Origin of the sequence: Pseudomonas sp. R1-15 (assembly GCF_051132085.1) — a bacterium.
Lineage (GTDB): Bacteria > Pseudomonadota > Gammaproteobacteria > Pseudomonadales > Pseudomonadaceae > Aquipseudomonas.
Window position 1 is genome coordinate 3,993,877 of the sequence record NZ_CP071660.1, and the last position, 14,445, is coordinate 4,008,321.

A 14,445-nucleotide genomic window follows, 5' to 3' on the forward strand; every position below is an offset into this window, starting at 1 on the left:
GCATGCTCCAGGCCCCGCCTTGTGTCGCTGCAAAGAAGCGCGAGCCCCGGTCTTTTCGCACACCCGGCTTCTGAAGCAGGTCACCAAATCCCCATGCCAAAGGCTGATTCTACGAAACGCATCACATTTTGCAAAGCAAGGTGATGGAACGCGCGGTTGCCTAATGCGAAAATCTATCGTTAAGTTCTTGATTCTGAATGGGAATTAAGCGATGCAAATTTCAAGTCTGGGCTCGGCCATCAGACGCTACCGCAAAGTAGCGGGGCTCACTCAGGCTGAACTTGGCGAAAAGACCGGTTTTGACCCCAAAACCATCAGCCGCTTCGAGACCGGCACCTACACGCCCAGCGTCGAAGCCTTGTTCCTGCTGGCCAACGCGCTGGACGTACAGCCCAAGGCTTTTTTTGCCGACATGGGCGAGGAAGATGAACAGCGGGCATACCTGTTCAATGTCATTCACAAAGCCACTTCGAAGGATCTCGGGAAGCTGATTGCCGCGGTTGAGCAGGCGCTGGGCAAGTCTTGAGGTGGATATGAAAAAGGAGCCCAACCTGTCGTTTTTCGACGGATTGGCTCCTTTTTTCATTCGATCGTCGAGCAGACCAAAGCGTGGGACAGCCGACCGCGACGATCTATATGGATCAACAGAAAAGGCTAGGTAGTATTCGGCAAACCTTGCGAACGAAGGCCTGAGGCGTTATGGAGGCAACCCCACCAGCCACACCCCGGCACACAATGTTCCCGCTGTGGCTGCTTCCTTCCGGATCTGACCAGGTTCACGGGTAATCGTTGCGGGGGGACCGATGGGGTCACCATAACGACGCCCGCCTGACGGCGAGCCGCGCCATTGTACCTATCTGACAAGAAGTTACAACCGTTCGTGCGGGATTAAAAACTGATTAAGCTCAAGCACTTGCTTCGGCTGATCTGCACACATCAACCCGGATGCAGGCGGGCCGGACGCTTTCGCGAGCAGGCTCGCTCCCACAGAACAGATAAGGTATCCAAGGTGGGAGCGAGCCTGCTCGCGAAGGCGTCGGTACATTCGAGATAGGGGCAGCCTCCTTCCACAGACTACAACAGCACCTCATCCGCCCGGCCACCCTCCTCCTGGATCACCAGATGGATGAAATGCAGCTTGGTGATCACCGCCGCCGGCACGACGAACGGGTAGAAATCCGGCTGGCCCATGCTGCGCGAGAGTTCGTTGAGCATGCCGGCCAGTTCGATCCAGGCGTTGACGAATGACAGGAACGCCGCGCCGCCGGTGTGCTCGGGGTCGAACAGGGTTTCGGGGGGAAATGGCTGGTAGTCGAAATCCATTTCCCGCGCGCTCATGCCAAAGCCCAGCGCCGTATCCACCGCGTCCATCATGTGCAGGTAATGAGCCCAGGTTTCGGCCCAGTCCTCCCACGGATGCATGGTGGCGTAGGCGCTGACGTAACGGGACTGCCAATCCACCGGCGCGCCTTGCTGGTAGTGCCGCTCCAGGGCTTCGGAATAACTGGCGCGCTCGTCGCCGAACAGCTCGCGGAAAGGTTCCAGCCAATGGCTGTCGGCAATAAGGCGATCCCAGTAGTAATGACCCACCTCATGGCGAAAGTGCCCGAGCAAGGTGCGATATGGCTCGCGCATCTGCTGACGCACGTGTTCGCGGTGAGCATCGTCGGCCTCTTTGATATCGAGGGTGATGAGCCCACTGGCGTGCCCGGTCATAGGCGGCTTGCCGTCGAGGTCGACGCCGATGAAATCGAAGGCCAGGCCAATATTCTCGTCGACGGTCTTCGGAAGGACCGGCAAACCGAGGGTGATCAGTTGCGCTACCAGTCGACGCTTGGCGGTTTCGACCTTGCGCCAGCGCTCGGGATTTTCCGGGACCGACAGGTCGGGAATCGTGCGGTTCAGGCTGCAAGCGATGCACAGCGTGTCTTGCGCGTTGGCAGGCAGCAGCCAGTTACACGACGCCGGGGTATCGAGATTGGCGCAGCGACGAAACAGTCCCGCCTGCGGATCGACATCCAGGGTCCAGGTATCCGGTTGCGTGCCGGGTTGCAGGGACGACAGGCGGCTCTGCTCCGGCTGATAGCCCAGCGCCGCCAGGCAGGCCAGGCATTGGCTGTTGCGAAAGAATAATGACTGGCCGCAGCGACACGGCCAGATCTTGCTGTTGCGTGATCGGTCGCCCAGGAACGGCGCAGCGATGCGTGAGCTCAGTTGTTCGAAGAAGCGGTACATGGCGATCTCTCCCTGGAGCCTGCAAGACTAGATCACCCTGCGTGCATGATCGTTCCCACGTTCTGGCCATGGACCACAACCCGTGGCGAGGGAGCTTGCTCCCGCTCGGCGGCGCAGCCGTCGTAAACCGGCTGATGCGCTCCACCTGGAGGGTGCGTCGTTCCGGTTGGGGCGGCTGCGCCACCCAGCGGGAGCAAGCTCCCTCGCCACAAGAGCGGGCTGCCCACTCACACTGTGATGCCATGCCCCTTCAAGAAAGCGACGAAGGCTTGTTCGTCGAGAACCTTGAGCCCCAGCTCATTGGCCTTGGCCAACTTCGAACCGGCGCCCGGCCCGGCCACCACGCAATGGGTCTTTGCCGACACGGAACCGGCCACCTTGGCGCCGAGGCTTTCCAGCTTGTCCTTGGCGACGTCGCGACTCATCAATTCCAGCGAGCCGGTCAGCACCCAGGTATGCCCCGCTTCAGGCAAACCCTCGACGACTTTTTTCTCGCTCTGCCAGTGCATGCCGAAATCCCGCAGTTGCTGCTCTGCGGCCACGGCCAGCTCGCGGTTGGCGGCGTTGGCGAAGTACTCCCGCACGGCGTTGGCCTGCTTTTCCGGCAATGCCTGGCGCATGTCCAGCCAGTCGGCATTCATGACCGCTTCGAGGGAGCCGAATTTGTCCGCCAGTTTTTGCGCCCCGCCCGGTCCGACCGAAGGGATGTGCAGCTTGTCGAGGAAGCCGCCCAGGGTGGTGCTGGCGGAAAACTCGGCGCCGAGTTCGCCCTGGTCCTGAATCTCCAGGCCATGGCGCAACAGGTCCTTGATCACCTGGCGATTGTGCGGATCCTCAAAAAAGCTGTGGATCTCATGAGCGACTTCCAAGCCGACATCCGGCAAGTACGTCAGCACTTGGGGCAAGGCCGCCTGCACGCGCTCCAGCGAACCGAGGGAGCGGGCCAGGACCTTGGCGGTTTCCTCGCCCACGTCTGGAATGCCGAGGGCATAGATGAAGCGCGCCAGGCTCGGCTTCTTGCTGTCGACGATAGCCGCCAGCAGGTTCCTGCTCGACAACTCGGCGAAACCTTCCAGATCGACCACTTGCTCGAACGTCAGCGCGTAGAGATCGGCTGGCGAGCCCACCAGACCTTCATCCACCAACTGCTCGACGCTTTTTTCACCCAGGCCTTCGATGTCCATCGCCCGGCGCGAGACAAAGTGGATGATCGCCTGCTTGAGTTGCGCGCCGCAGGCCAGCCGACCGACGCAGCGGTACACCGCGCCTTCGCTGACGGTTTCGCGGCCCTTGCTGCGTTTGATCAGTTGCGTGCGCTCGACATGGGAACCGCAGACCGGACACTGTTCAGGCACCTGCACCGCCCGGGCGTTGTCCGGACGACGCTCGGTGACGACCTGCACCACCTGCGGAATGACGTCGCCGGCGCGGCGAATGATCACCGTATCGCCGATCATCAAGCCCAGCCGCGCCACTTCGTCCATGTTGTGCAGCGTGGCGTTGGCCACGGTCACGCCAGCCACCTTGACCGGCTTGAGCCGCGCCACGGGGGTGACGGCGCCGGTGCGGCCGACCTGGAACTCCACGTCCAGCAACTCGGTGAGTTCTTCGCTGGCGGGGAATTTATGCGCGATGGCCCAGCGCGGCTCCCGTGCCCGGAAACCCAGCTCGCGCTGCGAAGCGATGCTGTTGACCTTGAACACCACGCCGTCGATTTCGTAGGGCAGCGAATTGCGCCGCTCACCGATGTCGCGATAGTAGTCCAGGCATTCGTCGATGCCGTGGGCCAGCTTCAGCTCGCGGCTGACGGGCATGCCCCAGGCCTTGAGCTGCTTGAGGTTGCCGATGTGGGTATCGGCGATGTCCGAGGTCACCTGGCCGATACCATAGCAGCAGAACTCCAGGGGACGGTTGGCGGTGATCCTCGAATCCAGCTGGCGCAAGCTGCCCGCCGCGGCGTTGCGCGGGTTGGCGAAAGTCTTGCCGCCCGCCTCCAGTTGCGTAGCGTTGAGCCGCTCGAAACCGGCCTTGGACATGTACACCTCGCCACGCACCTCCAATACCGGTGGCCAGCCGCTGCCCTGCAGCTTGAGAGGAATATTGCGCACGGTGCGCACGTTGACACTGATGTCCTCGCCCGTGGTTCCGTCACCGCGCGTCGCGCCGCGCACCAGCATGCCGTCCTGATACAGCAGGCTGACGGCCAGACCATCGAGTTTCGGTTCGCAGCTGTACTCCACCGCCGCGCCAGCGCCGAGCAAATCGCCCGTGGGCAAGTCCAGACCTTCCGTCACCCGGCGGTCGAACTCACGCATGGTGTTTTCATCGAAGGCATTGCCCAGGCTGAGCATCGGGATTTCATGACGCACCTGGCTGAACGCCGACAGCGCCACGCTGCCGACCCGCTGGGTCGGGGAGTCGCTGGTCACCAGCTCCGGATGCTGCTCTTCCAGGGCCTTGAGTTCGTGGAACAGGCGATCGTACTCGGCGTCCGGGATGGTGGGTTCGTCAAGGACGTGGTAGCGATAGTTATGCTGGTCCAGCTCGGAGCGCAGCTCCAGGATGCGGGTTTCGACGGCGTTCATGGTGTTCTCTCATAAAGCAAAAGAGCAGCCTGGGCTGCTCATTTTTCAAGACTTTCTGGGAGGGCTTCGCCCTCCAGCGGGAGCAAGCTCCCTCGCCACAGCAAGCTCCCTCGCCACAAAAAGCCCTAGCCATAAAGACTCTGGCGACTTCAGCGTTTCTGGGTCAATGCCCGGCGCTCGAACTCGACGATGCGCTGGCGGTAATGCTCGATGGTCTGGGCGGTCAGTACGCTGCGCTGGTCATCCTTCAATTCACCGTTGAGTTCCTGGGCCAGCTTGCGAGCCGCGGCCACCATCACATCAAAAGCCTGTTTTGGATGGCGCGGGCCTGGCAGCCCGAGGAAGAAGCTCACCGCCGGGGTACTGAAATGATCGATGTCGTCCAGATCGAACACGCCTGGCTTGACAGCGTTGGCCATGGAAAACAGCACCTCGCCATTGCCTGCCATGCTTTCGTGGCGATGGAAAATATCCATTTCGCCGAAACGCAGGCCACTTTCGAGGATGTTCTGCAGCAGCGCCGGGCCCTTGAAGCCGGCTGGATCGCGGCAGATCACACTGATCACCAGCACTTCTTCAGCCTGGGCCTGGTCCTTGTCACCGTTGGAACCGGAGGCCTTGCTCTCGTCCGGGAAATCACCGTCGCGGCTGCTGAAGCCTGGACCGCCATCAAGATCCAGGTTCAGGTTCAGGTCGCCCTGGGACGGCTCGCTGTTGCGCTTACCGCGCTTGGAGCCCGACTCACGTGGCTCGCGCGCCGGCGCGCTCATGGACGGCAGGTCGTGTTCGTCCAGCTGCGGCTCCTTGTGGGTATCCAGCACCCGGGGCGGGCCCAGCAGTTCGGCACTGTCATCTTCATCCGGCAGGTTCGACAGGCTGCGATCCAGGCGAAACTTGAGTTTCCCCTTGCCGCCGCGCATGCGACGCCAGCCGTCGAAAAGAATACCGGCAATGACAATGATGCCGATGACGATCAGCCACTCGCGCAGACCGATTTCCATGTAATCCCGTGCCTCTATAAAAATGCTGATAAATAAGGGGCTTAGCTATTTGCAAACCGCTTTAAAACGTGGCGCCAACTCTATGTTCTGAATGGCGTTTTGCCCACGCACACGAAAAATTGACATTAAACTAGCACGACCAAAGACAACTTTACACCGTCTGTCGCATTGGCTTATGCCCAATCTGTGAATTGAGTGACAAGCCAAAAGGGTAAAAAGGCCTACAACGCCCTACGCAAAGCGCCTACAGACATGCTTTACGCATCAACCATGGCCATGGCCTCTTCCACATCCACCGCCACCAGTCGCGAGCAACCCGGCTCATGCATGGTGACGCCCATCAACTGATCGGCCATTTCCATGGCGATTTTGTTATGGGTGATGTAGATGAACTGCACCGTTTCAGACATTTCCTTTACCAGACGTGCGTAACGGCCCACGTTGGCGTCGTCCAGTGGCGCATCGACTTCGTCGAGCATGCAGAACGGCGCCGGATTCAACTTGAAAATGGCAAAAACCAGGGCCAATGCGGTCAGGGCCTTTTCGCCGCCGGAAAGTAAATGAATGGTGCTGTTCTTCTTGCCGGGAGGACGCGCCATGATTGTCACCCCAGTATCGAGTAGATCTTCGCCCGTCAGTTCCAAATAGGCACTGCCGCCGCCGAAAACTTTCGGGAAAAGTGCCTGCAAACCGCCGTTGATCTGATCAAAGGTATCCTTGAAGCGATTGCGGGTTTCCTTGTCGATCTTGCGAATGACGTTTTCCAAGGTCTCCAGCGCCTCCACCAGGTCATCGTTCTGGGCGTCGAGGTAGCGCTTGCGCTCGGACTGCTGCTGATACTCGTCGATGGCGGCCAGGTTGATCGCGCCCAAGCGCTGGATGCGCGCGGCAATGCGTTCGAGTTCTTCCTCGGCCTCTTTCTCGTTGGCACCTGCCACGAGGGTGGCGAGCACTCCGTTGAGGTCGTAGCCGTCCTCCAGCAACTGGTCCTGCAAGGCTTTGCGGCGGACCGTCAGGGCCTGCCATTCCATGCGCTGCTGCTCCATCTGGCCGCGAATCAGCTGGGATTGCTGCTCGGCCTGGCTGCGGCGCTTCTCCGCGTCGCGCAGTTCGCGGTCGGCGTCCTCCAGCGCGATCTGCGCGGTCTTGAGTTCTTCGTCGACGCTCATGCGTTTGTCGAGCAATTCCTCGAGTTTCAGCCGCAGCTCCTCCAGCGGCGCCTCGCCCTCCTCCAGGTTGAGGCTCAGCTGTTCGCGCTTTTCGGTGAGGCGTTCGGATTGCATTTCCAAACGTTCCAACGCCTGGCGCGTGGAATCGTACTGGGCCTGGAGCGAGCCCAGGCGCACTGCCAACTGATGGGCATGATCCTTGTGTTGGCGCGCTTCCTGGCGCACCCGATCGAGGCGTTCGCGCAGGCTGTCGCGCTGGGCCAGGAGCAATTCGCGTTGTTCGGTGTCCAGCGCCATGGCGTCGAGGGCTTCCTGCAGTTGCAGGCGCGCCTCGCCGATCTGTTCGTACTCCAGCGCTCGCTGCTCGCCCAACTCGGCGATTTCTTCATCGAGACGGGTGCGCCGCAGGGCCAGTTGTTCAACCTTGGCCTTGCCGGCGGACAGCTGCGCCTTGAGTTCGCCCTGCTGGCGCGCCTCGTCCTGCAACAACCGGCGCAGGTGTTCGCGACCGTTTTCCTGCTGGCGCTGTTGCGCCCGCAGGTTCTGCAATTCGGTTTCCAGGGCTTCGACGCTGGCCTCGCGCTCTTCGCGCTCGGCGACCAGACGCTGGATTTCCTGGCCACGGGCGAGCATGCCGCTTTCGGCCTCGCCGGCCCGGCGCACCCGCAGGAAATGCCGGCCGAGCCAATACCCGTCACGACTGATCAGGCTCTCGCCGGCGGCCAACTGACCACGCAAGGCCAGGGCCTGCTCCAGGCTATCCACGGGTTTGACCTGACCCAACCAGGGCGACAAGTCAACCTTGGCCTCGACTTTGTCCAGCAGGCTTCCAGGGATCCGCACGCCATCGCCAGCCGGACTGAGCAGGCGCAAATCGCCTTGGGCAAACCCCGAGAGATCGAAGCCGGCGAAATCGTCCACCAGCACCGCTTGCAGGTCGGCGCCCAGCACGGTTTCCACCGCCAGCTCCCAGCCCGCGTCGACTTTCAACCCCTCGGCCAGACGCGGGCGTTCGGCCAGATGCTGGTCGCGCAACCACTCGGCCGTGCCGGTGCCGGGGTCCAGCGCGGCCTGTTGCAAGGCTTCCAGCGAGGCCAGGCGACCGTTGAGGCGCTGCAGTTCGCCCTGGGCCTGCTGCTGGTTCTGCAAGGCCAGTTGCAAGGCTTGGCGCAGTTGTTCCAGCCGCTCGACCTGGGCGTCTTCGCTGGCCTGCAAATCTTCCAGGGTCGCTTCGCTGGTGGCGAGCTGCTCGCTCAGGTCGAGGATCGCAGCATCTTCGGGATCCGCAGCGAGCAACGCCCGCTCTTCGGCCAGGCGCCGTTGCCGTTCAGCCAAACGCTCCATGCTGGTTTCGAGCTGCTGGATGCGCGACTGCTGCACCTCGGCCTGGCGCCGCGGTTCGGCGGAAGTCAGGTTGAAACTGTCCCACTGCTCCTGCCAGCCGTGCATGGTCAGCTCGGCTTCTTCCAGGGCTGCCGCGGCCTCTTCGGCGGCGGCGCTGGTGATTTCCTGTTCCGGCACAAGACGGTCAAGCTCTTCACCAAGGGTCAGCAACAAGGTGCGGTCGTGGCCCAGGTGGGATTCGGTTTCCAGGCGCGCGCGCTCGGCTTCCTTCAAATCGTCCTGCAACTGGCGCAAACGCTGCTGGCCGTGCTGGATACTCTGTTCGACCCGGGCAATGTCGCCACCCACCGAATAGAAGCGTCCCTGCACCAGATTGAAGCGCTCGGACAGTTCGTGGTGCCCGTCGCGCAGGCGCTCGATGGCGGCATCGGCATTGCGCTGCTCGGCCACCAGTGCTTCGAAACTGACTTCCTGGTTGCCGATGATCGCCTCTCGCTGGCCGACCTGTTCGTTCAACGCCTGCCAGCGCAACGCTGAAAGCTGGGCCTTGAGCTGGCGCTCCTCGCCCTTGTATTCCTGATACTTCTTGGCGGCCTCGGCCTGGCGATGCAGTCGTTCGAGCTGACGTTCGAGCTCCTCGCGCAGGTCGGTCAGGCGCGCAAGGTTCTCGTGGGTACGGCGGATGCGGTTTTCGGTTTCGCGGCGCCGCTCCTTGTACTTGGAGATGCCGGCGGCTTCCTCGATGAAATTACGCAGGTCTTCCGGCTTGGCCTCGATCAGCTTGGAGATCATGCCCTGCTCGATGATCGAGTAGCTGCGCGGGCCCAGGCCGGTGCCGAGGAAGATGTCAGTGATGTCGCGGCGACGGCATTTGGTGCCGTTGAGGAAATAGCTGTTCTGGCTGTCGCGGGTCACTTTGCGACGAATGGAGATTTCCGCGTAGGCCGCGTATTCACCGATCAACGTGCCGTCGGAGTTATCGAACACCAGTTCGATACTGGCCTGGCTCACCGGCTTGCGACTGGTGGAGCCGTTGAAGATGACGTCGGTCATCGATTCGCCGCGCAGATTCTTGGCCGAGCTTTCGCCCATCACCCAGCGCACGGCGTCGATGATGTTCGACTTGCCGCAGCCATTGGGCCCGACCACCGCCGCCATGTTACTGGGGAAGTTCACCGTGGTCGGGTCGACGAAGGATTTGAACCCCGCCAGCTTGATGCACTTGAGCCGCACGTCAGGCCGCCGTCAGGGCCGAAACCACCAGATCGCAACTGCGCTGGGCATAGGCCGTCAGCACGATGCGGATCTGCGGCAGATCGCGGGCCAGCACCGCAACAAGCAGGCGCTGGAACAGGTCGAGGAATTCGCTCATTTCAGCCTTGCGCTGTTCAAGTGCCAGGAAGTAGGCGCGACTCATCGCCGGTTGCAGGTTCTCGACGGTCTCTTGCAGATACGGATTGTCGGCAAACGGATAGGCCGCGCGCATCACGCTGAAGCTTTCATCGACGAAAGTGCGGATGTCCTGGCGCTCGTAAGCTTGCTGGAGGCGTTGCTGGATCGCCACGAACGGGGCCATGTCGGCCTGTTCCTTCCAGCCATGAGCCACCGCGTTGCCCAGCAGGATGTAGAGCTCGCTCATCAAGGCGCACAGGCTGCGCACCTTGTGCTCGGTAAGCTCGGTGACGTGGGCGCCACGGCGCGGCAGGATAGCGATCAGATGACGCCGCTCGAGGATCAGCAAAGCCTCGCGGACCGAGCCGCGACTGACATTGAGCGCCAGCGTGACCTTTTGCTCCTGGATGCGCTCTCCCGGTTTCATTTCGCCGCGAATGATGCGTTCGGCGAGGTAATGGGCGATTTGCTCGGCGAGGCTGTCCGGGGCCTTGAACGTCATGGTTGTCCTTCAAACTCTTCGATCTGCACAAGCGGCGCAGTGTAGCGCACTCGATACGTCATGGCGCAGGGCCTGCACCGGGTTTTTGGCACGATATAAGCAAAAAAAACCTGTAGGAGCGAGCCTGCTCGCGAAAGCGCCGTAGCAGCCGGCGAATGCTTCAACTGAACCGGCGCCTTCGCGAGCAGGCTCGCTCCCACAGAGGGACCATACTGAATACGTTGAGTATCGACAAAACAGCTTTTCTTGACCTTTAAGTCAGAAAATCGTTGACCGAAAAGTCAGAACTGCTAAATTCAGCCCACGTCGATACAACAATAATGAATCTGCGAGGCCTTCCGTGATCCAGTTTTTACTCAACCAGGAACTCCGTAGCGAGCACGCCCTGGACCCGAACCTGACCGTGCTCAACTATCTGCGCGAGCATGTTGGCAAACCCGGCACCAAGGAAGGCTGCGCCAGCGGCGACTGTGGCGCATGCACCGTGGTGGTGGGCGAACTGGAAACGGACGCGAACGGTAGCGAGCGCATCCGCTACCGCAGCCTCAATTCGTGCCTGACCTTCGTCTCGTCGCTGCACGGCAAGCAACTGATCAGCGTCGAAGACCTCAAGCACAATGGCCAGTTGCACAGCGTCCAGCAGGCGATGGTCGACTGCCACGGCTCGCAATGCGGTTTCTGCACCCCGGGCTTCGTCATGTCACTGTTCGCCCTGCAAAAGAACAGCGAACAACCCGACGCCCACAAGGCCCACGAAGCCTTGGCCGGCAACCTGTGCCGCTGCACCGGCTACCGGCCGATCCTGGCGGCGGCCGACCAGGCATGCTGCGGCAAACAACCGGACCAGTTCGACGCCCGCGAAGCCCAGACCATCGCCCGCCTGAAAGCCATCGCCCCGACCGAAACCGGCGAGCTCAACAGCGGTGACAAGCGTTGCCTGGTGCCGCTGACCGTGGCCGATCTGGCCGACCTCTACGACGCCTATCCGCAGGCGCGGCTACTGGCTGGCGGCACCGATTTGGCGCTGGAGGTCACGCAGTTTCACCGCACCCTGCCAGTGATGATCTACGTCGGTAACGTCGCCGAACTCAAGCGCATCGAGCGTTTTGAGGACCGTTTGGAGATCGGCGCCGCCACCGCGCTTTCCGATTGCTACGAGGCACTGAAAACCGAATACCCGGACTTCGGCGAATTGCTGCAGCGTTTCGCCTCGCTACAAATCCGCAACCAGGGCACATTGGGCGGCAACATCGGCAACGCCTCGCCCATCGGCGACTCCCCGCCCCTGCTGATCGCCCTCGGCGCGCAGATCGTGCTGTGCAAGGGCCAGACCCGCCGCACCCTGGCCCTGGAAGACTATTTCATCGACTACCGGGTAACTGCCCGCCAGGAAAGCGAATTCATCGAAAAGATCATCGTGCCCCGAGCCAGCGCCGAAAAGACGTTCCGCGCCTACAAGGTTTCCAAGCGCCTGGACGATGACATTTCCGCAGTGTGCGCGGCGTTCAACCTGCGTCTTGAAAACGGTCTGGTGGAGGACGCGCGTGTCGCCTTCGGCGGCATGGCCGCAACACCCAAGCGTGCCAGGCACTGTGAAGCCGCACTGATCGGCGCGCCGTGGAACGACAGTACCGTCGAACGCGCCTGCGCGGCCCTGGCCGAGGATTTCACGCCGCTGTCGGACTTCCGTGCCAGCAAGGAATACCGTCTGCTCAGCGCCCGCAACCTGCTGCGCAAATACTTCATCGAGCTGCAAACGCCGCACATCGAGACTCGGGTGACCGCTTATGTCTAACCATCACGCCGTAGAGAAGACCCAGGCCGAACTGGCCGAGCTGTTCGCTCGTGACCTGACCACGGGCGTGGGCCGCAGCGTCAAGCACGACAGCGCCGCAAAACACGTGTCCGGCGAAGCCCAGTACATCGATGACCGGCTGGAATTTCCCAACCAGTTGCACGTCTATGCCCGGCTGTCGGATCGCGCCCATGCGCGAATCCTGCGTATCGACACCACGCCCTGCTACGCCTTCGAAGGGGTGCGCATCGCCATTACCCATCAGGACATACCCGGCCTGAAGGACATTGGGCCGTTGTTGCCCGGCGACCCGCTGCTGGCGATCGATGACGTACAGTTCGTCGGCCAACCGGTACTCGCCGTGGCGGCCAGGGATCTGGAGACCGCACGCCAGGCAGCCATGGCCGCGATCATTGAATATGAAGACCTCGAACCGGTGCTGGATGTGGTCGAGGCGCTGCGCAAGCGGCACTTCGTGCTCGACAGTCACACCCACCAGCGCGGCGATTCGGCCACGGCGCTGGCCACCGCCGAACATCGCATCCAAGGCTCGCTGCACATCGGCGGCCAGGAACACTTTTACCTGGAGACCCAGATTTCCTCGGTGATGCCCACCGAAGACGGCGGCATGATCGTCTACTGCTCGACCCAGAACCCCACCGAAGTGCAGAAGTTGGTGGCCGAAGTGTTGGGCGTGTCGATGAACAAGGTCGTGGTGGACATGCGCCGCATGGGCGGCGGCTTTGGCGGCAAGGAAACCCAGGCCGCCAGCCCGGCCTGCCTGTGCGCCGTCATCGCGCACCTCACCGGCCAGCCGACCAAGATGCGCCTGCCCCGGGTGGAGGACATGCTGATGACCGGCAAGCGCCATCCTTTCTATATCGAATACGACGTTGGCTTCGACGACACCGGGCGCCTGCATGGCATCGCCTTGGAACTGGCCGGCAACTGCGGTTGCTCGCCGGACCTGTCGGCCTCGATTGTCGACCGGGCGATGTTCCACGCCGACAATGCCTACTACCTGGGCGATGCGACCATCAACGGCCATCGCTGCAAGACCAACACCGCGTCGAACACCGCTTACCGTGGTTTCGGCGGGCCCCAAGGCATGGTCGCCATCGAAGAAGTGATGGATGCCATCGCCCGGCACCTGGGGCTCGACCCGCTGGCGGTGCGCAAGGCCAACTACTACGGCAAGACCGAGCGCAACGTCACGCACTACTACCAGACCGTCGAGCACAACATGCTCGAGGAAATGACCGCTGAACTGGAAGAAAGCAGCCAGTACGCCGAGCGCCGCGAAGCGATCCGCCGCTACAACGCAGGCAGCCCGATCCTCAAGAAGGGCCTGGCGCTGACGCCGGTGAAGTTCGGCATTTCCTTCACCGCCAGTTTCCTCAACCAGGCCGGGGCTCTGATCCACGTCTACACCGACGGCAGCATCCACCTGAACCACGGCGGCACGGAAATGGGCCAGGGGCTCAATACCAAAGTCGCCCAAGTGGTGGCCGAGGTGTTCCAGGTGGAAATGGACCGCGTGCAGATCACCGCGACCAATACCGACAAGGTCCCGAACACCTCGCCCACCGCCGCGTCCAGCGGCGCCGACCTGAACGGCAAGGCCGCGCAGAATGCCGCCGAAATCATCAAGCAACGCCTGGTGGAATTCGCCGCGCGGCAATACAAGGTCAGCGAAGAAGACGTGGAATTCCATAACGGTCACGTGCGGGTGCGCGATCACATCCTGACCTTCGAGGCGCTGGTACAACAGGCCTACTTCGCCCAGGTCTCGCTGTCGAGCACCGGGTTCTACAAGACCCCGAAAATCTACTACGACCGCAGCCAGGCCCGTGGCCGGCCGTTCTATTACTACGCCTTCGGCGCCGCGTGTGCCGAGGTGATCGTCGACACCCTCACCGGCGAATACAAGATGCTGCGCACCGACATCCTCCACGACGTTGGCGCCTCGCTGAACCCGGCCATCGACATCGGCCAGGTCGAGGGCGGTTTCATCCAGGGCATGGGCTGGCTGACCATGGAAGAACTGGTGTGGAACGACAAGGGCAAGCTGATGACCAATGGCCCGGCCAGCTACAAGATCCCGGCCGTGGCCGACATGCCGTTGGACCTGCGGGTGCGACTGGTGGAAAACCGCAAGAACCCCGAAGACACGGTCTTCCATTCCAAGGCCGTGGGCGAGCCGCCGTTCATGCTCGGCATCGCCGCGTGGTGCGCCATCAAGGACGCCGTGGCAAGCCTGGGGGATTATCGGCAGCAACCGAAAATCGACGCGCCGGCGACGCCGGAGCGGGTGTTGTGGGGATGTGAGCAGATGCGCCAGTCAAAGGCTGTGAAGCCCGCGGCAGCCGAGGCTGAGCTGGCTCCGCTTTAGACCGCGGCGCGGCCTTCGCGAGCAGGCTCG

8 protein-coding genes and 1 other RNA gene are annotated in these 14,445 nt (G+C 62.0%); 3 read left to right on the forward strand and 6 right to left on the reverse strand.

Features of this window, described 5'->3' with window-relative positions:
* Positions 1–211 precede the first annotated feature (211 nt).
* Positions 212–526 carry a helix-turn-helix domain-containing protein gene (locus J3P97_RS18065; protein ID WP_434601337.1) on the forward strand — a complete coding sequence of 105 codons (315 nt, stop codon included), beginning with the start codon at positions 212–214 and terminating at the stop codon, positions 524–526.
* Between the two features lie 183 nt (positions 527–709).
* On the opposite strand, the gene ffs is transcribed toward J3P97_RS18065, so the two are convergent.
* The 6 genes from ffs to J3P97_RS18095 form a co-directional block, all read right to left on the reverse strand.
* Positions 710–806: signal recognition particle sRNA small type (gene ffs / locus J3P97_RS18070), an RNA gene on the reverse strand.
* Between the two features lie 268 nt (positions 807–1,074).
* Positions 1,075–2,235 (reverse strand): zinc-binding metallopeptidase family protein, encoded by a 1,161-nt coding sequence (locus tag J3P97_RS18075; protein ID WP_434672442.1) that lies wholly within the window; start codon positions 2,233–2,235, stop codon positions 1,075–1,077.
* 227 nt (positions 2,236–2,462) lie between these two features.
* Positions 2,463–4,820 (reverse strand): NAD-dependent DNA ligase LigA, encoded by a 2,358-nt coding sequence (ligA, locus tag J3P97_RS18080; RefSeq protein WP_434672443.1) that lies wholly within the window; start codon positions 4,818–4,820, stop codon positions 2,463–2,465.
* 149 nt (positions 4,821–4,969) lie between these two features.
* Positions 4,970–5,821: a cell division protein ZipA gene (gene zipA / locus J3P97_RS18085; protein ID WP_434572960.1), complete on the reverse strand. Its 852-nt coding sequence runs from the start codon at positions 5,819–5,821 to the stop codon at positions 4,970–4,972.
* 257 nt (positions 5,822–6,078) lie between these two features.
* Positions 6,079–9,567 carry a chromosome segregation protein SMC gene (gene smc / locus J3P97_RS18090; RefSeq protein ID WP_434672444.1) on the reverse strand — a complete coding sequence of 1,163 codons (3,489 nt, stop codon included), beginning with the start codon at positions 9,565–9,567 and terminating at the stop codon, positions 6,079–6,081.
* 1 nt (position 9,568) lies between these two features.
* Positions 9,569–10,228: a GntR family transcriptional regulator gene (locus J3P97_RS18095; protein WP_305499923.1), complete on the reverse strand. Its 660-nt coding sequence runs from the start codon at positions 10,226–10,228 to the stop codon at positions 9,569–9,571.
* 340 nt (positions 10,229–10,568) lie between these two features.
* Between J3P97_RS18095 and xdhA the strand changes: the two genes are divergently transcribed.
* Positions 10,569–12,023, forward strand: a complete 1,455-nt coding sequence (xdhA, locus tag J3P97_RS18100; RefSeq protein WP_434572957.1) for a xanthine dehydrogenase small subunit — start codon at positions 10,569–10,571, stop codon at positions 12,021–12,023.
* The gene (gene xdhB / locus J3P97_RS18105) at positions 12,016–14,415 is read left to right on the forward strand and encodes a xanthine dehydrogenase molybdopterin binding subunit (protein WP_434672445.1); all 2,400 of its coding nucleotides are present in this window, start codon (positions 12,016–12,018) and stop codon (positions 14,413–14,415) included. The genes xdhA and xdhB overlap by 8 nt, the downstream gene beginning before the upstream one ends.
* Positions 14,416–14,445: the final 30 nt, after the last annotated feature.